Source organism: Halobacillus halophilus, assembly GCF_020171985.1.
Taxonomy (GTDB): Bacteria; Bacillota; Bacilli; order Bacillales; family Halobacillaceae; genus Halobacillus; species Halobacillus halophilus_A.
Genome location: NZ_JAIVAL010000001.1, coordinates 294,245 through 314,856, shown reverse-complemented (window position 1 = coordinate 314,856; position 20,612 = coordinate 294,245). Strand labels below are relative to the sequence as shown.

Annotated in this window: 21 protein-coding genes; 19 read left to right on the top strand and 2 right to left on the bottom strand. The window is 40.1% G+C overall.

The annotated features are described in order from the left end of the window. Positions 1-4 precede the first annotated feature (4 nt). A complete protein-coding gene (locus LCM11_RS01565; protein WP_224892534.1) occupies positions 5-586 on the top strand; it encodes a TetR/AcrR family transcriptional regulator in 582 nt (193 codons plus the stop codon). Positions 587-625: 39 nt separating this feature from the next. Here LCM11_RS01565 and LCM11_RS01560 read toward each other — a convergent pair whose 3' ends face one another. After that, complete coding sequence (locus LCM11_RS01560) at positions 626-1,294, bottom strand: GNAT family N-acetyltransferase (RefSeq protein ID WP_224892533.1); 669 nt, start codon at positions 1,292-1,294, stop codon at positions 626-628. 82 nt (positions 1,295-1,376) lie between these two features. Here LCM11_RS01560 and LCM11_RS01555 point away from each other — a divergent pair, with 82 nt between their 5' ends. The 7 genes from LCM11_RS01555 to LCM11_RS01525 all read left to right on the top strand — a co-directional run bounded on the left by LCM11_RS01555 (position 1,377) and on the right by LCM11_RS01525 (position 7,018). Continuing rightward, positions 1,377-2,414, top strand: a complete 1,038-nt coding sequence (locus tag LCM11_RS01555) for an AbrB family transcriptional regulator (RefSeq protein WP_224892532.1) — start codon at positions 1,377-1,379, stop codon at positions 2,412-2,414. Positions 2,415-2,511: 97 nt separating this feature from the next. After that, on the top strand, positions 2,512-3,120 hold the full coding sequence (locus tag LCM11_RS01550; protein ID WP_224893069.1) for an alpha/beta hydrolase: 609 nt from the start codon (positions 2,512-2,514) through the stop codon (positions 3,118-3,120). Between the two features lie 92 nt (positions 3,121-3,212). Then, positions 3,213-3,416 carry a DUF6501 family protein gene (locus LCM11_RS01545; protein ID WP_224892531.1) on the top strand — a complete coding sequence of 68 codons (204 nt, stop codon included), beginning with the start codon at positions 3,213-3,215 and terminating at the stop codon, positions 3,414-3,416. A gap of 99 nt (positions 3,417-3,515) precedes the next feature. Continuing rightward, complete coding sequence (locus LCM11_RS01540) at positions 3,516-5,111, top strand: amidohydrolase (protein ID WP_224892530.1); 1,596 nt, start codon at positions 3,516-3,518, stop codon at positions 5,109-5,111. 83 nt (positions 5,112-5,194) lie between these two features. After that, entirely contained in the window at positions 5,195-5,749 is a 555-nt protein-coding gene (locus LCM11_RS01535; RefSeq protein WP_224892529.1) for a histidine phosphatase family protein, read from the top strand. Positions 5,750-5,902: 153 nt separating this feature from the next. Further along, positions 5,903-6,142 carry an indolepyruvate ferredoxin oxidoreductase subunit alpha gene (locus LCM11_RS01530; protein WP_014643438.1) on the top strand — a complete coding sequence of 80 codons (240 nt, stop codon included), beginning with the start codon at positions 5,903-5,905 and terminating at the stop codon, positions 6,140-6,142. Positions 6,143-6,277: 135 nt separating this feature from the next. Next, complete coding sequence (locus tag LCM11_RS01525) at positions 6,278-7,018, top strand: SDR family oxidoreductase (RefSeq protein ID WP_224892528.1); 741 nt, start codon at positions 6,278-6,280, stop codon at positions 7,016-7,018. 47 nt (positions 7,019-7,065) lie between these two features. On the opposite strand, the gene LCM11_RS01520 is transcribed toward LCM11_RS01525, so the two are convergent. Beyond that, positions 7,066-7,338 carry an acylphosphatase gene (locus tag LCM11_RS01520; protein WP_224892527.1) on the bottom strand — a complete coding sequence of 91 codons (273 nt, stop codon included), beginning with the start codon at positions 7,336-7,338 and terminating at the stop codon, positions 7,066-7,068. 78 nt (positions 7,339-7,416) lie between these two features. On the opposite strand from LCM11_RS01520, the gene LCM11_RS01515 reads away from it, so the two are divergent. The 11 genes from LCM11_RS01515 to LCM11_RS01465 all read left to right on the top strand — a co-directional run bounded on the left by LCM11_RS01515 (position 7,417) and on the right by LCM11_RS01465 (position 20,567). Further along, the gene (locus LCM11_RS01515) at positions 7,417-8,358 is read left to right on the top strand and encodes a P1 family peptidase (protein ID WP_224892526.1); all 942 of its coding nucleotides are present in this window, start codon (positions 7,417-7,419) and stop codon (positions 8,356-8,358) included. 34 nt (positions 8,359-8,392) lie between these two features. After that, complete coding sequence (locus LCM11_RS01510) at positions 8,393-9,265, top strand: gamma-glutamylcyclotransferase (protein WP_224892525.1); 873 nt, start codon at positions 8,393-8,395, stop codon at positions 9,263-9,265. A gap of 13 nt (positions 9,266-9,278) precedes the next feature. Next, positions 9,279-10,112, top strand: a complete 834-nt coding sequence (locus LCM11_RS01505) for an alpha/beta hydrolase (RefSeq protein WP_224892524.1) — start codon at positions 9,279-9,281, stop codon at positions 10,110-10,112. Between the two features lie 18 nt (positions 10,113-10,130). Next, positions 10,131-11,171: a C45 family autoproteolytic acyltransferase/hydolase gene (locus LCM11_RS01500; protein WP_224892523.1), complete on the top strand. Its 1,041-nt coding sequence runs from the start codon at positions 10,131-10,133 to the stop codon at positions 11,169-11,171. Positions 11,172-11,249: 78 nt separating this feature from the next. Next, positions 11,250-14,843, top strand: a complete 3,594-nt coding sequence (locus tag LCM11_RS01495; RefSeq protein WP_224892522.1) for a dynamin family protein — start codon at positions 11,250-11,252, stop codon at positions 14,841-14,843. Between the two features lie 237 nt (positions 14,844-15,080). Next, positions 15,081-15,584 (top strand): superoxide dismutase family protein, encoded by a 504-nt coding sequence (locus tag LCM11_RS01490; RefSeq protein ID WP_224892521.1) that lies wholly within the window; start codon positions 15,081-15,083, stop codon positions 15,582-15,584. Between the two features lie 241 nt (positions 15,585-15,825). Continuing rightward, entirely contained in the window at positions 15,826-16,026 is a 201-nt protein-coding gene (locus LCM11_RS01485) for a cold-shock protein (protein ID WP_014643429.1), read from the top strand. Positions 16,027-16,100: 74 nt separating this feature from the next. Further along, positions 16,101-16,307 (top strand): cold-shock protein, encoded by a 207-nt coding sequence (locus tag LCM11_RS01480; protein ID WP_224892520.1) that lies wholly within the window; start codon positions 16,101-16,103, stop codon positions 16,305-16,307. Positions 16,308-16,412: 105 nt separating this feature from the next. Then, positions 16,413-17,759 carry a DUF2252 domain-containing protein gene (locus LCM11_RS01475; RefSeq protein WP_224892519.1) on the top strand — a complete coding sequence of 449 codons (1,347 nt, stop codon included), beginning with the start codon at positions 16,413-16,415 and terminating at the stop codon, positions 17,757-17,759. Between the two features lie 75 nt (positions 17,760-17,834). Further along, the gene (locus LCM11_RS01470) at positions 17,835-19,454 is read left to right on the top strand and encodes an ABC-F family ATP-binding cassette domain-containing protein (RefSeq protein WP_224892518.1); all 1,620 of its coding nucleotides are present in this window, start codon (positions 17,835-17,837) and stop codon (positions 19,452-19,454) included. Between the two features lie 318 nt (positions 19,455-19,772). Then, complete coding sequence (locus LCM11_RS01465; protein ID WP_224892517.1) at positions 19,773-20,567, top strand: LysM peptidoglycan-binding and 3D domain-containing protein; 795 nt, start codon at positions 19,773-19,775, stop codon at positions 20,565-20,567. Positions 20,568-20,612 lie beyond the last annotated feature (45 nt).

Here is a 20,612-nt window from a genome sequence, read left to right as displayed (position 1 = left end):
CTTATTGGGACGAAAGAAAGCTTTAACGAAGCAGGATGTATTAGATGTAACGGGAGAAGTACTGCAAGCAGAGGGCTTACATGGTGTGCATTTCAAAAAGATAGCTGATTTACTGGAAGTTGGACGAAGTACACTCTATGAATATTTCAAAAACAAAGATGAACTTCTGCTGGCCTATATGAAAAATATGATGAAGGAAATGAATGATAAAGTTGATCGAATTCCTTCTGATGATCCTCCTAATCAGAAATTGTTCCAATTGCTGCAAATCATTTTAGAACACGCTCAAATTTATCAAATTGACAAGATGATTCAGGATCTGCAGTCAAGCGATAAAAGTGCAGCGATACATTACAAAAATGAATTAGATGTAGATCTAATGAAAACCTATGATCTGATGATGCTTTGGATTTCTGACGCAAAAGAATCGGGCATATGGAATGAAAATACAGATTCAGGTTTGATCGGTGACTTGATTTTTCACTCCATTCTATTCCCTAACCGAAAGAGAATGGGAGTAGATGAATTAGCTACACAGCTTTTTAGGATGATTGAACATGGTGTTGCCCATAAACCTGGTCAATAAAAAAGCCGCAGCCAATACTGGAAGCGGCTTTTTCCTGAATTAACTGTAAAAGGGGTTGCGCCATTCTGTTAGTAATCCGTAATGGCAGGACTCTTCATCCTGAATGTAATCAGCCATCGGTTTGATGGGGGAACGACCAGATTTTAATAAAAATGTTATTACCGGGTCCTTAATCTCTGCCCGGATGACAAGATTCACATATTCTTCAGGGGTGAGTTCCTGATGGTATTTATGGTACAGGGGCATCCTTGCACCACCAACTAGACGTTCAAGATTCAAATGAACGACGTTCTCATACATGGCTTGAGTGAGCTGCCGGCCAAGACCCAAAGAACGGTACTCGGGGTCCACACATAGATCAACTACATAAAGAGTATTTCCTTCTGGATTATGCGTGCTCATGGTTCCTTCACCGGTCATTGAATCCCAGGAATGATCGATGGTTTCATTGGTCATATCCGTTATCATTGTGGTCATTGAACCTGCTACGACCCCATCTACCTCTATGCAAATACATCCCTGTGGGAAAATTTCCAAATGATTAGCCAGTTGTTTTTCGTTCCACCATAGTTCTGGTGGAAAAGGGGGAGGAAAGGCTTTTTTTTGAATTTGAATTAAATCTTCAAAGTCACTCTCGAAATAATTACGCAGGTGTAGATGATTAAAACGGGAGCGAGCACGATCGTAACCGTAAATCCATTTATCCATTTAGCAAACTCCTTTCTAAACTTATTATATATGTACAGGATTGTGCGAACAGTTTGTGAGGTCCAATTAGAGAAGTGAGGAGGTGCTATATATTTCTATCCAAAAGTCTATTCTTACCTATGGGTTAGCATTAATTGCCGGGATACTATTCTGGCTGCTGAAGCTTCCTCTTCCCTGGATTCTTGGTCCAGTGGCCGGGCTGGTGTTGCTCAAATTCTGTTGGAATTATGAAACAACTAGTCACGTATCGCTAAGAAACGTAGCATTTGCACTGCTTGGTATTCAGATAGGTCTCACTTTTACAACACAAACGTTTGCTTTAGTTGTTCCTTATTTTATTCCTTATACATTACTCTCTCTTGTGCTTATTTCTCTCAGCATGTTTTTAGCCTATCTCATCTCAAGAAAAACAGCAATCGATATCTCAACCAGTTTAATTGGGAGTGCACCTGGAGGGCTTTCTGCGATGATGGCAGTCAGTGAATCATTAAAAGCAAATACAGTTCTCGTTACTATATTTCATACCATACGCTTGATATGTGTATTATTTATTATTCCCTTTGCAGCTACCCATTGGTTTTATCAATCCTCTTCTTCAATAATGAACTCCAACATGCAGGAAGAATCGTTATGGACTATAGCCATCTATGGCGGAGTATATTTTATCGCATACTTCCTAAAATCAAGGATTCCAGCGGCTTTAGTTATTGTTCCTATGCTCATTATAGGCCTGCTTCAATCTATTGGTACTCCGCTCTATGAAATGCCGGATTTATTCTTTGTTGCTGCGCAAATCATGATAGGTGTTCATCTCGGCCATTCCGTTTCTATAAACGATATCGTGCAAGCGGGGAAATATTGTCTGCTTTATTTTGGATTGGCTATTATAATTATAGCAATTGGAATTGCTCTTGGATTTTTGCTTTCCGGGTGGACAGGTATGGATTTGGTAACCGCTGTGCTAAGTCTTGCTCCAGGCGGATTGGTAGAAATGGCTCTTACGGCTCAGGCAGCAGGTGGACAGCCGGCCATAGTAAGCTCATTGCAAATGATACGTCTCCTTACTATCGTAATCATCCTTCCAATTTTTTACCAAAAGTTCTTACCCAAAAGCGCATAGATCTTCTTTTTGACTATATCTCGAATTAAAGATAAACTGATAATCGACGATAACCTAGTTAAAGAATAACGCAAAGGAGAAGCGATCTACTATGAAAATGAAGCATATATTCGAGCAGGGAAAGCCTGGAAATGAACGTGTCCTTCTGTTGCTGCATGGCACCGGCGGAACGGAGAAGGATTTACTTCCTGTCGCTTCCATGATTGATCCTGACGCCTCCGTCTTATCAGTCAGGGGAAACATATTGGAAAATGGAATGCCGCGTTTCTTCAAACGTTTACGTGAAGGAGTTTTCGACGAAGAAGACTTGCTCATTAGAACGAGAGAGTTAAATGAATTTCTTGCTGAAGCTGCAAATGCGTACGATTTTGACCGCAATAAAGTAGTAGCTATTGGTTATTCGAACGGAGCCAACATAGCTGGAAGTTTGCTATTTCATTATGAAAAAAGCCTGGAAGGAGCCTTATTATTTCATCCAATGGTTCCAAGGAGAGGTATTCAGCTCCCTGATCAGGAAGCCTTGCCTGTATTTATTGGAGCGGGCGAAAATGACCCCATTTGTCCAGCTCAAGAAACACTTGATTTAAAACAACTACTGGAACAAGCAGGCGCACAGATCACAGATCACTGGGAAAGCTCAGGACATCAGCTGACCGAATCAGAAGTGAAGGCAGGTAGAGAATGGTATGAAACATACCTAACCTAATCTGTTGATGAAAGTGTTTGGAATGAATGATTGAGTCCTTTCTCCATTTCAAGGTATGATAGAAATACAGAAGAATAAGGAGGATGAAAAGTATGATTCATAAGACTTGGGAAAACAACCCGACTATTAAGCAAATTGAATGCGTCCATAATAATGCGGCCAAATTCGTAGTAGACAATGTTTTAACGCCTGGTAAAAGGTATGATGTAAAAAATGAAAGTGAAGAATTTTATTTTGTTATTGATAATTCGGGTCGTATGGGCGGCTTTTACAAAGACTACTTTAAAGAAGTATAATCTCACGGCAGTGCTCACGCGCTGCCGTTATTTATGTTTAGTGTGCAGGATATCGGGAAGTTAAGGATATAGAATATTAGGTATAAAGGAGCAATTATTATGGTAATAGATAATGTTAGAATTTACGATCCATCAGCCCAATACGATCAAGACACCCGATATGCTGTAGAAATAGAAGCGGACAAAATTGCGGCCATTTATGACAGTCCTTATAAAGGAGATAAACAGGTGAAAGATGGAGAAGGGAAGGTGTTGGCCCCTTCTTTTAATGACAGCCATATGCATTTGTTAAGGTTTGGTCTCTTAAAGAAGGAATTGGATTTAACAGAGGTAACCAGCTGGCAAGAAATGAAGAACCTTGTAGAGACCCACTATGATGAGTTGGAAGAATATGATTGGATTTTCGGAAAAGGTTTTAATGATGCTCAATTCGATGATATTGATTATTTGCTGACAGCAAAGGACTTAAGTGAAATACAGGTGAACTCTTATATTTACTTCATGCATCAGGATGGACATGAGTGTGTCATTAGTGAGCAGGCTATGGATCTGCTTAGAAACGATAAAGGATTTGAACAGGAACCAGAAGAATTTAAGGAAAAAGATGATCAAGGGAACTGGACCGGTCGTTTCAAAGATACCGCCGTCCATTATATCAAACACCATTTCTGGGGACGTTCAGTAGAGGATGCGAAAGAAGCCTTAACAGCTGCAGTCCCTTACTTAAGCGAAGTGGGTGTTACTTCCGTACACAGTGACGACATTAATTTTATAGGTTCTTATGACAAACTATGGCAGGCTTATACTGAATTAGAGCAGGAAGGTACGCTTCCGATTGATGCACAACTCCATCACTATATCTTCAATATAGATGATTTGCATCGTTTTCTAAATAAAAGCACTATGCGAACAGGAGATGGAACGGATCAAGTAAAAGTGGGTGCTATTAAAATCTTTCTAGACGGCACACAGCGTTTGTTTACAGCAGCCATGAGAAACCCTTACCCAGAAGCTCCAGATACACAAGGAACATTAATTTATTCCCAGTCGGAGTTAAACGAGATGGTAAGAACAGCTTCCGAAAACAACATGCAGGTTGCTATGCACGCCATAGGTGACAGGGCAGTGGAACAAGCTATCGAAGCCCTTGAACAGGATGGAGTGGATACTAGCAGCCGCAGACATCGGATCATTCATGCTCAGACACTAGCTCCTGATCTGTTCCGCCGATTAACAGATTTAAAACCCTATATCGAAACCCAGCCTTCTTTTCTTTTAGGTGAATGGGACAAAAAAGAAAAATGGACGCCTGAAGAACTTGTTCCTTACTGCGATGCTTTTCAAAGCTTATATAAAGCTCAAATTCCCATTACACTCAGCTCAGATCTTCCGATTGGAGCTATTAATCCGCTAGTTTCCATTTATACGGCAGTGAATCGGATGGATCTGGATGGTCAGCCGCCAGGCGGGTGGATGCCTCAGGAAAAACTTTCGGTGGACGCTTCATTCTCTGGTTTCTACAATACCCCGGCAGAACTTGAATACAGAGAACAAGATAAGGGCAGAATAGAAGCTGATTACCAGGCTGACTTTATCTTATTAGATCGGCATCCTAAAGAAGTTGCTGTAGAAGATCTTAATACTATAGAAGTTGTAGAAACCTGGCATAGAGGGAAAAGAGTGTATAAAAAGTGACATTTTATCCTGAGCTTCCTTGTCAACACTCCTCCCATCAGCGATAATAAGGATAAGGTTAATTTAAGGGGAGGATGGAGAAAATGGACAAATTGATTTTAGTACGCCATAGTGAAACAGAAGGGCAGCACGAGGATTCCCCGCTGACGAAAACTGGGGTCCGCCAGGCTCAGGTATTAGCTAATTTTCTTGACCAATCCGGTTATGAAATTGATCATATAATTTCAAGCCCTTTTTTACGAGCGATCGAAACAATTAAGCCTTTTGCCTTAAGTAAAGGATTGTCCATAAAAACGGATGAGCGTCTAGAGGAGCGAATCCTAAGCCATGAACCCCTTGATGACTGGGAAGAAGTTCTGCATGATACGTTCAAAGACCCTGAATTAAAGTTTTCAGGCGGCGAGTCATCCCAGGAAGCTAAAAAGAGAATCCTCTCCCTGGTAGATGAGCTTGAACAAGAGGATTGTGGGAATGTCCTGCTTGTAACACATGGAAACCTTCTTGCTTTGCTGCTGCAAAAATATAACCGGGAAATCGGTTTTTATGAATGGAAACGTCTATCGAACCCTGATATGTTTTTAGTACAAAAGCAGGGAGGAGAATACATGGTAGAGCGAATTTGGCAGGAGAGTTACTAGACCCCGGGAAATTTGTTCAATTTAGTCGAATTTTAGCGGAAGTAATTGCTAATTTATACTATAGTCGTTATCATAGAATTTAGTGTTTATCCAAACTAGTTAACGTGAATAGTTACGTAAACACATTTAACAACTAGAAGGAGGAGAATATCTATGGCATTTGTAATTACATCCCCTTGTAAAGATGAAAAAGCCGGGGAATGCGTGGATGTGTGTCCTGTAGATTGTATAGAAGAAGGTAAAGATATGTTTTACATTGATCCTGACATTTGCATCGACTGTGGCGCCTGTGAAGCTGTATGTCCGGTTGAAGCGATTTATATAGAGGATGAAGTACCAGAAGAAGAAAACAAATACATCGAGTTAAACCGTAAGTTCTTTGAAGAACAATAACATCCATACTTAAAACCGTCTCTATTTATAGAGGCGGTTTTTTATAGTTCTCGACTTTGCGATCGTCCCAGGTATGAATAAGATTGAATTAAAAAGGGTAAATATCTTGAGAAGCTTTTAATAGGAGGGAACATTATGACTACACTAAGCAATAAAGTAGCGATCATTACAGGGGCAAGCAGTGGAATAGGAAAAGCTATTGCCCATCATCTTGCAGACACAGGTGCCAATGTGGTGCTTGCAGCACGGCGATCCGAGAGATTGCAGGAATTAGCGAATGAAATTACAGAATCCTATAATGTTGAAGCTAAAGTAGTGGAAACAGACGTTACCAAAAAAGAGGATGTAGAGCAGCTTGTAAAAGATACAAAGGATCAATTCGGAAGCGTTGATATCCTTGTTAATAATGCCGGTGTCATGCTCTTATCCTTCTTAAAAAATGACCATGTAGATGAGTGGGAGCAAATGGTTGATGTGAATATTAAAGGAGTATTGTTCGGCATTCATGCCTCTCTTCCTGTTATGCTGGAACAGGATGCTGGACACATAATTAACGTTTCTTCTGTGGCCGGACACGAAGTATTTCCTTCCAGCACAGTTTACAGTGCAACGAAATATGCTGTCCGTGCTCTATCCATGGGGATGGAAAAAGAATTGTCACGCTCTGGAGTACGAGTGACAAACATTTCCCCGGGAGCGGTAGATACAGAATTGACCGATCATATAACAGATGGAGAAGTGCTGGACATGTTCAAGGACAGCAGCATGGATCCACTGGAAGCGAACGACATTGCACGAGCACTAGCTTATGCGGCAACGCAGCCTGCTAATGTCAATGTGAATGAAGTTATTGTGCGGCCAATGCACAAAAAATAATAGAAAATAAATAATCTTGACCGCAGGTTATCCTGCGGTCAAGATTATTAAATGGTTCGAAAACTATCATAACTATTGGTTGCTTCTTTCTCGGTAATGTCTAAAGCTTCAACTTTGGCAAAGGGAGTAGGACCTTCATTTATTTTATCTATGAATTTCTTTAACTGATGGTCTTCGCCTTCAGCATCAATTTCAACTGTTCCATCTGACTTATTTTTAGCCCAGCCTGTTATATCAAGCTGGTCAGCAATTTGCTTGGCTGAGGCTCGAAAACCTACGCCTTGTACTCTGCCATGAACAATTAAATGATTTCTTTCCATTTAGAAGCACCTCCTGCATTTGATATATTGAAGTTTTCCCCATTCTTTACTACATAAAAACTAAAAGGGGCGAAAGATATGAAAAAGATCGAATTAAAGGACATAGAAGGGTTCCATATCGGTCAGGCTAAAGATCCTCATGCGATTACAGGTTGCACCGTCATTATTTGTGAGAGAGGAGCAATAGGAGGTGTTGACGTTCGCGGGGGTTCACCTGGTACTAGAGAAACAGACCTGCTCCGTAGTGAAAATCTGGTGGAGCAAGTACACGCTGTGTTTCTTTCGGGAGGAAGTGCATATGGGCTCGATGTGGGAACGGGCGTGATGCAGTTTCTTGAGGAGCGCGGCATTGGATTTGACGTGCAGGTTGCCAGGGTGCCGATTGTACCTGGTGCCATTCTGTTTGATCTTCATACAGGTGATGCAGGGGTTCGACCGGACCGGAAAATGGGTTATCAAGCCAGTACAAACGCTTTTGCTTCTATTCCTTTTAAAGAGGGTGCAGAAGGAGCAGGCGCAGGCGCAACGGTTGGGAAAGTTCTCGGGGCGGAGCATGCCATGAAAGGCGGAATAGGCAGTTATGCGGTTCAGGCAGGAAATTTAAAAATAGGAGCTGTCGTAGCTGTGAATAGCTTTGGTGACGTCATTAATCCGGAAACAGGACAAATTGTTGCGGGTGTTCAGAAGGATGGGCGCTTTTTAGGAACGGAGGATGTGCTGATTCAATCCATAGAAAAGACAGATACAAACCGATTTAGTGGAAATACAACAATAGGATCTGTTATAACTAATGCTAAATTGACCAAACCACAAGCTAATAAAATAGCTGCCCTTGCTCACGATGGACTTGCAAGAACCATTCGTCCTTCTCATACATTTGTAGATGGAGACACATTATTTACATTAACTACAAATGAAGTAGAGGTGGATCTAAATGGTCTATCAAGCTTAGCGGCTCATGTTGTAGAGCAAGCTGTACTTCGTGCCATTCAAGGGGTTCAAGCTATAAATGATAGTTGAATTGGAGTTAATGTAGAAACAAGGAGGCAGGAATTTGTACGCGTTTGTTTATGGATCATTACGCAAGAATGAACAAAATCACCATTTCCTCGAAGGAGCTTCACTTATATCAGAACAAGCCTGGACCACTGGCGAGCTTTATTCAGGATCTTCTTATTATCCCCTCTTAATAAAAAATGAGGCTTCTCTTGCTTATGGGGAATTGTACGAAATTAATGAAGGAATGTTACAACAGTTAGATCAACTGGAAGGATACCGAGAGAAAGACCCAGATTCACTCTTTAAACGAGAAACAGCAGAGGTTCATACGCAGCAAAAGAGCTATTCTGCTTATGTTTACTATTATCCGCATCCCCCGGAAGGAAAGCGTGTTGCCCATCAGGACTGGAAGGTGGAGCAACTATTAAAAAAGGAATCTTATTATTATTTTGCTTTCGGTTCATGTATGGATCAGGAACGATTTTGCAGAAGCGGCGTGCAGGAATTATTTCAGGAAATTGAAGGCGGAGCGGAATTGAGAGGGTATCATCTCGGCTTTTCTTACCACCGTGCGGACGGAGGGCGAGCAGACATTATTGAGAGAAGCGGAGACGCAGTTGAGGGCGTAGTATACAGGATTACCGGAGAAGCCCTGGAATATTTATATCGTCGTGAAGGTGTAACGAACCAAGTCTACAGACCGGTCGTAGTTGAAGTGACTCTTCATGATGGCCCTGTGATAGAAGCTCTTTCATTTACGGTTATTCACAAAAAAGAAAGTCTTACTCCTCCCCTGCATTACGCAAGAGAGATTCACCGTGGAGGACGTTTTTATCTAAGTAAAAATTACATGGAACGATTGGAACAGCGGCTTCAGCATGAACTCCCTGTAAATGAATTCACAAAATACCTCCAGCAAATGGAATAGAGGAGATCAAGGCATGGTACAAACCAACTGGAAAACATATATGGCAAGAGATTTTTCCCATTTACATTATGTCTCTTTTGAAAAAGCCAGACCAAAAAATCGAGCTGTGATCCTAATCCATGGCATTACCGCTGAGTTAAACCATCAGGAAAAATTTGCTGAATCAATGGAATTGGAAGCTGACGTTTTTTTACCCATATTAAGAGGATATGATCAATTGAACCCTCGCGGCGACCTTTCTTATATGGAGCAGTTTGATGATGATCTGTTTGACTTCATCCATTTTGTTAAGAAAAAAGGGTATGATCAAATATTATTAGTTGGTCATTCGATGGGCTGTGCTAATTTGTTAAGGCTGATTCATAAGAATCCAAAGGCAGCTGATCATTACTTATTTATTTCTCCCTTTTTTCACCCTGCCCTTTCTGTTTACCGTAATGATGCTACGGATCAATTTAAACCTTCTACAGATGTGGACTATGTGGTGTATCAGAAAAAGGCAGGAACTCTTATGGTATTGTACAAATTAGGAGTGAAGCGCATAGTAAATTGGACGGTTGCTCAAATCCCGGACGAATTCCATCATTCAGGAAGACTATCCCTCAGCTTCCGCTTGATGATGTCCCGCTTTCTGGAGAGTGTGCCTTCAGACTTATTTTGCGGAATGGAAGATCGAGTATATACCTATGTAGGAGAGCATGATGAAGTAGTGGACCCAGAGCGTTTAAGCGAATGGTATAAAAATACGTTTGGAATGAACCTGACGATTGTTAAAGACACCGATCATAATCATATTCTGCACAATCCTGCTTTTCACACGTCTGTTAAAGAGTGGATTAAAGGGTAGGAGCTCAAGGAGATAAAGATGAAACAGATTTATTCAGACGTTATTCAGTTTAAGGGAAGTCATTATGCATTCGGGCGTTTTCAGGCCGAGCAGCTAAAAGAAAGTCTGCTGCTAACGAAATACCGAAAGCGAAGAACCAAATCCGTGCGTAAATACAGGGTCAATCAAATAGAAGCCAAAGCTTTTTTTATGAAATATTCAAGCGGGCTTTGGGCTGAATTAGAAGGAATTTCAGCAGGTTTAGGGTGGCCGCTGGAGGAAGTCGTTCATGAATTCAGCGGCTGGCAGCAGGATTGGGTACAATCAGGATGCTCCATCATAGCTAAAGAGAACTTCTTTGCTCGTAACTACGATTATCACCCGAAAACCTATGAAGGACGTCTTGTTCTATTTCAGCCTTCGGAAGGTCCTGCTTTGATTGGTCCTTCTCAACGTATTATCGGAAGAACAGATGGAATGAATGAATACGGTCTTTGCGTAGGGTATAATTTTGTTAATCGAATTAAACCAGGAGACGGTTTGATCTGTTGTCTTTTAACACGAATATTACTTGAAAATTGTAAAACAACGGATGAAGCGGTGGAGTGGTTAAAGGAGCTTCCCCACCGTCATTCCTTTAATTATGTACTTTATGATCGGAGCGGGAATTCAAGAATTGTAGAGGGTTCGCCCAGGGGGATTCGTGTACGGCAGGAAAGTGTATGTACGAATCACTTTGAAGTCATTCCTCAGGAAAACCGTCGCCACGTGGAAGAATCCCATACCCGACTCCGTTCGTTGAGAGAAGGACATCCGCAAATTTCCACAGGAAGAGAAGCTTTTAAGTACCTGAATGACACGGGGAACCCTATTTTTTCAAAGCGGTACAGCCAGTGGTCAGGTACTATTCATACAGCTTGTTATTACCCTGAGTCTCTATCTATGCTTTTCGGGCTTGGCGGGGATAGTAAGCCTGTCACATTTAATCTGACCGATTGGATGAAAGGGAACAGGTCACCGATTAAACAAGTGATCGGAAAGTTAGATACGAAAGAACCATTTCCTTATATCGACGAATGATTTTCTTGAATAATCTTGTGAATCATACTCCATCGAACTAATAACATGATACACTATACTCAAAAAGGGGAAAATGGCATGACAGCAACGAGAGAGACCGTTACACAATTACAGAATCTCTATCAATACTTAAAAACAGAAGATCCTGCTCAGAGTGAGAAGGTTCTGGATGTAATCAATAAATTAATGCATGAAAAAGTGATGGTAGGGTTTGGGGGACATTTTTCCGCTGGTAAATCCACGTTAATTAATCATCTGCTCGATAAACAAATGCTGCCTTCAAGCCCCATACCAACCAGCGCCAATATTGTGGAAATTAAGGCTGGTGAACCTTATACCATGACGTATTTCCATCATGATCTTCCGGAAAAGTATGAGGGGGAAACGGATTTTGAAACAATACAGGCCTTGTGTAAGAATGGGAGTGATATATCGAGGGTTGTTATCAGCCGTCCTGACTGCAATTTGCCTGAGCATGTCACCGTATTGGATACTCCGGGAGTAGATTCGACGAACGACGCGGATCGCTTAATTACAGAATCCTCCCTGCATTTAATGGACGTTCTGTATTATGTAATGGATTATAACCATGTACAATCCGAAGTCAATGTAAAGTTTTTAATGGAGATGCAAGAACGCGGCACGCCATTCTCTGTGGTGATTAATCAAATTGATAAACACAACGAAGCGGAACTGTCATTTGAAGACTTCAAACAGAGTGTCGAACATTCGTTCTCATCTCGTGGAATTAAGCCTGAAGCCATTTATTATATCTCTCTAAAGGACTTTTCTTATGATAAAAATGAGTATGAATCGTTAAAAGAAGCGTTTACCCAATTGTATTCTTCTTCTTATGTTCGGGTACAGGAGCAGGCGCTTAAGGCTGCAGAAACCATTATTGAGGAAAGTGTACATAATCAATCGAATGAATTTTTTCAGCGGAAACAGGACTTAAAAGCTCGTAAAGAATACTTAGATGAAAGTATGAGTGAAAGCTATCTTACTCAGGAAGATCGAAAAGATACAGAACAAGTCATTTCAGAAGCTGCTGATTTTTTTAAGCGGCGTGTATCTTCATTTATTCCGAACGCTTATCTCATGCCGAGTTCTTTACGGGACGAAGCAGAAAAATTTCTTGAATCCAGACAGAGAGGCTTCAAGGTAGGAGTATTATTTGCCAAAAAAAAGACAGAAGAAGTGAAAGAAGAGAGAGAATCTGCTTTTTATGCCGAGGTTCTCGAGAGCATTGAAAAGAACTTAAAATGGCCGCTTAAAGAACGTCTTCTGGAGGTTACGGAAGAGCTTTCGATTACTGATGAAGAGCTTCAGAATGACATCCAGCGTTTTAATTTTATTTATGAGAAAGCTAAACTTCAGGATATGATAGAACCAGGTGCTTCTGTCACTGGTCCTTATATTCTTCGATATACGGACCAATTGTCCAATGATATCAAGAAAGAAATGCGACAGTATGTGAATCAATGGTGGGAGCAAGTCGAGAGACATATACGAAATGAAAAGAAAAGAGAGTACGAAAAAAACAAGACTGTATTTCAGGCTATGGAAGAAAAAGAGCATATTGTAAAAGAATTGGAACAGATGGAGAAAAATCTTACTTCCTACCGAAAGAATTTGTACAAGAGCCTTGAAAATGAGACGCTTTCTTCCATGGTTAAGGATTCGGTTAAGAACGACTTGGAGGAGCGGGCAAAACGCGTTCAGCATAAACAGATTACAAATGAATCGTTGACAAAGAGTGTAGAAGGAAACTTTGATGAAAACCCGGCTCCGGAGTCTTCGCTCACCGAGGGACCTGCCTCCATTGATTCCACAATGGAAAGAGTAACAGAGGCTCTATCGATTGTAGAAGATGTTGAAGGCATGGACGAGTTCATTCAACAGCTTCGGGATAAACAGGATCGATTACGTAATAGACATTATACGGTAGCTTTATTTGGAGCTTTTAGTGCAGGGAAATCATCCTTCGCCAATGCTCTTCTAGGAGATACTTTGTTACCAGCCTCTCCCAACCCGACGACGGCGACCATTAATAAAATATCGCCTTCGAGCGACGATCATCCTCATGGATCGATTCAGGCGGTTGTAAAGAAAGAAAAAGAATTGTTAGATGACTTAGAACCGATTTTTACAAAGTTGGAATTGCGCAGTGAGACCCTTTACGGTTATGTAAAACAGTTGGAAACTGTACAGAGTTGGAGCCGCCTGGAGCACAAATCAGCTTCATTTTTAGAGGCTTTTTTAAATGGATATAACTCGATGAAAGATGATTTAGGTCAGTCAATTTCCATCCCGTGGGATGAATTTTCTATGTACGTAGCTGAAGAATCTAAATCGTGTTTTATTGAATCTGTCGAAATCTTTTACGATTGCTCTTTCACGGAGGCAGGAATTACGCTGGTGGATACTCCAGGCGCGGATTCAGTGAATGCCAGACATACCGATGTATCCTTTGAATATATTAAGGATGCGGATGCTGTCCTTTTTGTCACATACTATAACCACCCATTCTCCAAAGCTGATCAATCTTTTCTTACGCAATTAGGACGTGTCAAAGATAGTTTCGCTATGGATAAGATGTTCTTTATTATTAATGCGGTGGATTTGGCCTCATCAGAAGAGGAAGTAAAGTATGTAGAAAACTATGTGGCTGATCAGCTGGGTGGCTTTGATATTCGGAATCCACGTCTTTTTTCCCTATCCAGTCTGAAGGGGTTACGAGAAAAAAAGGGAGAGCCTGGCCAATCTTCCGGTATTAACAAGTTTGAAGCTCAGTTTAATCAGTTTTTGCATGGAGAACTTGCTGAAGTTTTAACTCAGTCTATGGAGCGGAACCTAAGTGAATTAAAAGATACACTCGCCACGTTTATTGACAACAATCAACTCAACGAAGAAGAGCGGAAGCAGTTCCTGAAGAAAGCAAGAGCACAGCGCGAGGAAGCGCTTGATGTAATAAAAGACTTCGACCGCATGAAAGAAAAAGAATCCCTTAAGAATAAAATAGACAAACAGCTCTATTATGTTCATCACCGTATGATGCTGAATTTTACGGATTATTTTAAGCATCATTTTAATCCGGCCACCATCAATGGAAAAGATCAACCTATTCCCGATCAACTTAGAGAAGCACGTGATAATTTGATTCAGGAAATAGAATTCGAGATGAATCAGGAGTTTAAAGCGGTTGGCGTTAGAATTGAGCGTCTGCTTGATGGTTTGATTGATCAAATACAACAGGAATCTGAAGCCGAGTTGAAGAAAGTAAGAAATCATCTTAGATTGGAGCGCCGGGAATGGACATCGATTCCTTTGCCATCGTTCTATGGAGAACTTGTGATCGATGAGCGGCAAACCTCATCCATATTGAAAAAGTTTAAAAGTGCCCGTGCTTTTTTTGAGCTTAATGAAAAAGAGGAGATGAAAGATGAACTCGCTGACCTTATCTCTCCCATCTTAAAAAATCAGCTCGACAAAGCGAATAACATTATGAAGGACTATTATGAGCAGCAATGGCTATACCTGTTGGACGAACACGTACATGAGTGGCGGCATCAAATTGATGCTTCCTTCAACAGCCTGCTATATAGTGTAGAACACCCGGCTGATATTGCTCCTCTAGAGAGAAAGTTTGAACAGATAAAAAAATTGGTCTAATCTGAACAAATTATTCATAAGCTAGAGCAAGTGAAAAGATATCTATGTGTAAGGACTTCTTCCTCCTTCTTACACAGCGAATCTTTGAAAATCACATCTCTGTAAAGGGTCTGAATTTCTTTCAGGCCCTTTTTGTATGTAGACAGAGAGTAACCATCACTTATGCGATGTAATGAATTTACTATCATGAAGTCTCTAGGTTAAGCATATTTATAAGGACAAAGGAGGTCGAAGAGTATGTATTCGTATTATTCCTACTCACCTTACAGGACACCTTATACTTCCGAGACGGCTAAGGTAACTTTTAGGAGCAGTCCGCTCGCACCCGATTTAAAAGGGGCCATGTATTTTTATGAAATGCCATATGGGGTGGAGGTCTTTGTGCAAGTCGAAGGTTTACCTGAATTCCAGATACTAAAGGATGGAACGCAGGTCGGCCCTCATGGATTTCACATTCATGAAAAAGGAATTTGTGAATTAGGAGAAGGGAAAGATCCATTTGCTTCGGCCGGAGGCCATTGGAACCCAGATCAACAACCACATGGAAACCATGCAGGTGACTTCCCCGTGTTGTTTTCTAATCAAGGAAGGGCTCGAATGATTTTCTTTACGGACCGTTTTCGGGTTAGGGATATTATCGGAAAATCGGTCATCATCCATCAACAGCCGGATGACTATCGGTCTCAGCCTAGCGGGAATGCCGGAAAGAGGATTGCCTGTGGAATCATAGAAAAATCTTGAAAAAGAGGAATAAATATTTTCAGAATTGGATATACTTAACTGTATAAGATGTTAAGAATCACTACTTGACTTAACCGGTGAGTCATAGTATTATATTCTATATAAGAAATACCGCTTACCAATTAATAAGAATCACCTATTATAAAGAGTGATCAAGCGTTATTGGTACTTTTTATAATATGTGATTTTTTCAGTATGGTAAGCACATATTAATTTTAGAAATATTGGAGGATCCATTCCTATGAAAACAGGTACAGTGAAGTGGTTTAACGCGGAAAAAGGTTTTGGTTTTATTGAGGTTGAAGGAGAAGACGATGTATTCGTACACTTCAGCGCGATCAACGAAGAAGGCTTTAAGTCTCTAGAAGAAGGTCAATCTGTGGAATTCGAAATCACAGAAGGTAACCGCGGACCACAAGCTGCAAACGTAACTAAATTATAATTTAAAAAATAGAAAGAGACTGGCTTCAGAGTCAGTCTTTTTTACATAATTTATGTCTAGAGGAGGCTTCAAACATGGCTTTCGGTAAAAAGAATCAGGCAGAAATTAAAGAAGAAGAAACTAAAATTTGGGTTTGCACATCTGACGACTGTAACTGTTGGATGAGGGATAACTTCAGAACAAATGAAGAAAATCTTTGCCCTAAATGCGGCAATCCGATGGAACAGGAAAACAAAGTCCTGCAAGTAGTAGAGAACAATAGCTTGTATTATAAAAATTAAGATAACGAAGCGGCCGCCTTTCGAGCGGTCGTTTTTTTGTTTATAATGAAGCATGAAGTGGAGAAAGTGACAACAATTATTCATTATTCATGGGAGGGGTGCTATATGGATCCGCAGCTGGAACATATATTATCAACCAAGAAAAGACTCAGAAAAAACACACTGGGCACGATACTTGAGCAATTCGACGGAAGTATTATGAAGTTATCCCAGTCCAGCCGCAAAAAGAAATATCAGAAAATGAGAGAAGATTCTTACAGCTTTTTTAGAGGCAGCGCATATTTATTCTTCTTTGATGTGACTGAATACCCCTTTACCTTTCACACTCCAAAAGATAAACCCACGTGGATTATGGGAGACATGCACTTTGATAACTTTAGTGCCTTCTTAAATGAAAACCATGATATTGTGTTCGATGTAGATGATTTTGACGAAGGTTATTTAGGGTCTTATTTATACGATATTCTTCGAATGGTTGTCAGTATCCGCCTTATGTCTGAAAAGCAAGGATTTTCAGATAAAGAGGAAGATGAACTTGTTGATCAATATTTAAAAGCGTATCGTAAGCAGCTGAAAGCCTTTCAAGAAAAAGACGAGGACCCTCAAACCCTTCAATTTACTTCTGAGAACACAAAAGGACCGATTAAGAAAACTTTGAAAAAAATTGAAGAAAGACATGCTTCTCATGAACTTGATAAACAAACCGTAGTCGATCATAACTCTATCCGCTCATTTGATATTGGAAAAGACAAACTTTCATCCGTATCGAAGCAGGAAAGGAACAAACTTGAATCCGCTTGGAAAGAGTATTTGTTATCTATAAATCCAGAAACGAAAAAAAATGATTCATTCTACAATATTAAAGATGTTGTAAAGAAGAACGGTTCAGGTATTGGATCGACAGGCCTAAAGCGTTATTACATCCTGATAGAAGGTCAAGAGGATGAGGTGCACCACGATGATATCATTTTAGAAGCTAAAGAGGCACGATCTCCGATTCCAGCTTATTTCTTCCCTTATGATGAACAATTTTGGGAAGATAACAAACATCAGGGAAGAAGAGTTGCACACACTCAGCACGCCATGCACCATCAGGCAGATCCATATTTAGGGTACTTTCGAATGGATGGGCATGATTTCTATGTGCGTGAAAGGTCACCTTTCTCTAAGGACTTAAGGGAAAAGAATCTGGATGATTATAAGAAATTTACACAGACGATCAAAACAATGGCTAAAATTAGTGCGAAAATACATGCGCGCGCAGATGCAGATATCGAGAATGGGATTATGGATTATCACAGCGAAAAAGCCATTCTTAAAGCGATAGGCTCTAATCAGAAATTGTTTCGCCATCAACTAGGTTTATGGTCTAGACATTATAAAGAAACAGTGGAGAATGATTTTGAGTTATTTAAAGAATGGTTGATTGAACAAGATTATTTTAAATCATAAGTGAGACCTGTTATATCTTTCGTATGAATGGTATAATGTCTTAATGTTATACATTCGAATACTGGAGGATTTTTAATGTTAAATGTAAATAATGTTAGTCTTCGTTTCGGCGATCAAAAGTTATTTGAAGACGTCAATATAAAGTTTACCCCTGGAAATTGTTATGGACTAATTGGTGCTAATGGTGCAGGTAAGTCGACTTTCCTGAAAATTCTAAGTGGAGAGCTCGAGCCTCAGACTGGTGAAGTTTCCCTAAAGAATAACCAGCGTCTGTCTGTTTTAAAGCAAAACCATTTTGAGTACGATGAGTATCAAGTTCTGGAAACAGTCATTATGGGTAATACTCGTTTGTACGAAGTCATGAAAGAAAAAGATGCCATTTATATGAAAGGTGATTTCACTGAAGAGGATGGTATGCGAGCAGCTGAACTAGAAGGTGAATTTGCGGAAATGAATGGTTGGGAAGCGGAATCAGATGCCGCTCGTCTTCTAACAGGTCTTGGTATTAAAGAGGATCTGCAAGAGAAAAAGATGAGTGAACTTGCAGGATCTGAAAAAGTAAAAGTTCTGCTTGCTCAAGCTCTATTTGGCAACCCGGATGTTCTATTATTGGATGAGCCTACCAACCATCTGGATATTAAAGCGATTCAATGGTTAGAAGACTTCTTAATCGATTTCGAAAACACCGTTATTGTAGTTTCTCACGACCGTCACTTTTTGAATAATGTGTGTACTCACATTGCTGACCTTGACTATGGCAAGATTCAGGTTTATGTCGGGAACTATGACTTCTGGTATGAATCAAGTCAGCTTGCCACAAAAATGGCTGAGGAACAAAATAAGAAAAAAGAAGAGAAAATCAAAGATTTAAAAGAGTTTATAGCCAGGTTTAGTGCAAATGCTTCCAAGTCTAAACAAGCTACGTCACGTAAAAAACTGTTGGATAAAATTACGCTGGATGATATTCAGCCTTCATCGCGTAAGTATCCTTACATTGCTTTTACAGCTGAACGGGAAATAGGCAACGATCTACTAACAGTAGAGAACTTATCTAAAACCATTGATGGGGTTAAAGTTCTGGATAATATCAGCTTTACACTTAATAAAGATGATAAGGTGGCATTAGTCGGAGCTAATGAAACGGCCAAGACTACTCTCTTTCAAATTCTTATGGGTGAAATAGAGCCTGATGAAGGAACGTATAAGTGGGGTGTCACTACTTCACAGAGTTATTTCCCGAAAGATAACTCGAAGTTCTTTGAACGCTCTGATTTGAACCTCGTTGAATGGCTTCGTCAATATTCTCCTGAAGATGAAACAGAAACGTTCTTAAGAAGTTTCCTTGGACGGATGCTGTTCTCAGGAGAAGAAGCTTTGAAGAAAGCAAATGTTCTTTCAGGTGGAGAAAAGGTTCGTTGCATGCTCTCTAAGATGATGCTTTCTAAAGCCAATGTGTTACTATTAGATGAACCTACCAACCACTTGGATCTCGAATCCATTACTTCTTTAAACAAAGGGTTAATTCGATTTAAGGGATCTGTCATCTTTGCTTCCCATGACCATGAGTTCATCCAGACAATTGCCAATCGAATTATTGAAATTACTTCGAATGGTATTGTGGATAAAGAAATGAGTTACGATGAGTATTTAAATGATCCAGAGGTTCAAAAGCAAGTAGCAGCATTAGCTGAATAGTAAAAAAGCCTGGCCCATGAGGGCGGGCTTTTTTTATGTTTAAGATGGGGTTTAGAACTATCCGATCAGTTATCCGATCAGTTTGTGGAATAATTGGAAAGTTATCTATCTCATCATTAAGAAAAGCTGAATTTGTCATAATTTCACTGGTATACATGTTTAATGCAGAGGTTTGTAATCTATATGAAACATAGATGTTACCTTTGAAATCAAACTGTTAGGTGTTTGTTCTTAAAATATAAAGAAATTCTGATAGTCTTGTAGTTAGTGAAATAAACAACGTGTTTTTTGGAATTAATTAGAGGAGGCATTAACTACATGAAAAAGAAAATTTTCTCAGTAGCAGCTACAGTAGCATTAACAGGTGCATTCGCGACTTCTGTGAGTGCTGAAGAATATACGATTGATAAAGGTGACACGCTTTGGGGCATTTCAAAAAAATATGATGTATCCGTAAATCAATTGAAATCTTGGAACGACTTGAGTTCAAATTTAATTTACCCTAACCAACAGCTTACGGTATCAAAAGAGTCGAGTTCTTCTTCTAAAAAAAGCAGTAATGACACTACTTATACGGTTAAATCCGGTGATACTTTATACAAAATCTCTAACAAATATGGTATTAGTGTAGATGATCTTATGGATTGGAACAATCTTGATTCCACTCTCATCTATCCAGGAGATAAGTTTAAAGTAAGTGGACAAGCTTCTTCTGAACCTGAAGTTTCAGCGAGCTCAACCAACCATGATGATTCATCAAGTAATGAAGCGGCTTCTGAATCCAAATCTGAAGAATCTAGTGATTCAAGCAGTGATGTAGTGAAAGAATTCACGGCAGAAGCTACAGCGTACACCGCGTTCTGTACTGGTTGCAGTGGAGTGACGGCTACAGGTGTAGACCTTCGCGCTAATCCTGATCAAAAAGTTATTGCAGTGGATCCTGATGTGATTCCACTAGGATCTAAAGTATATGTAGAAGGTTACGGTGAAGCTATTGCAGCAGATACAGGTGGAGCAATCAATGGCAACCGCATTGATGTCTTTATTCCAGAGCGCGAAGATGCTCTTGATTTCGGCAGACAGTCTGTGCAAGTTAAAGTCCTAAGTGAATAATAACAGCATTCTCCCCCTAAGAAATTGCTATTATTCTATACTCAA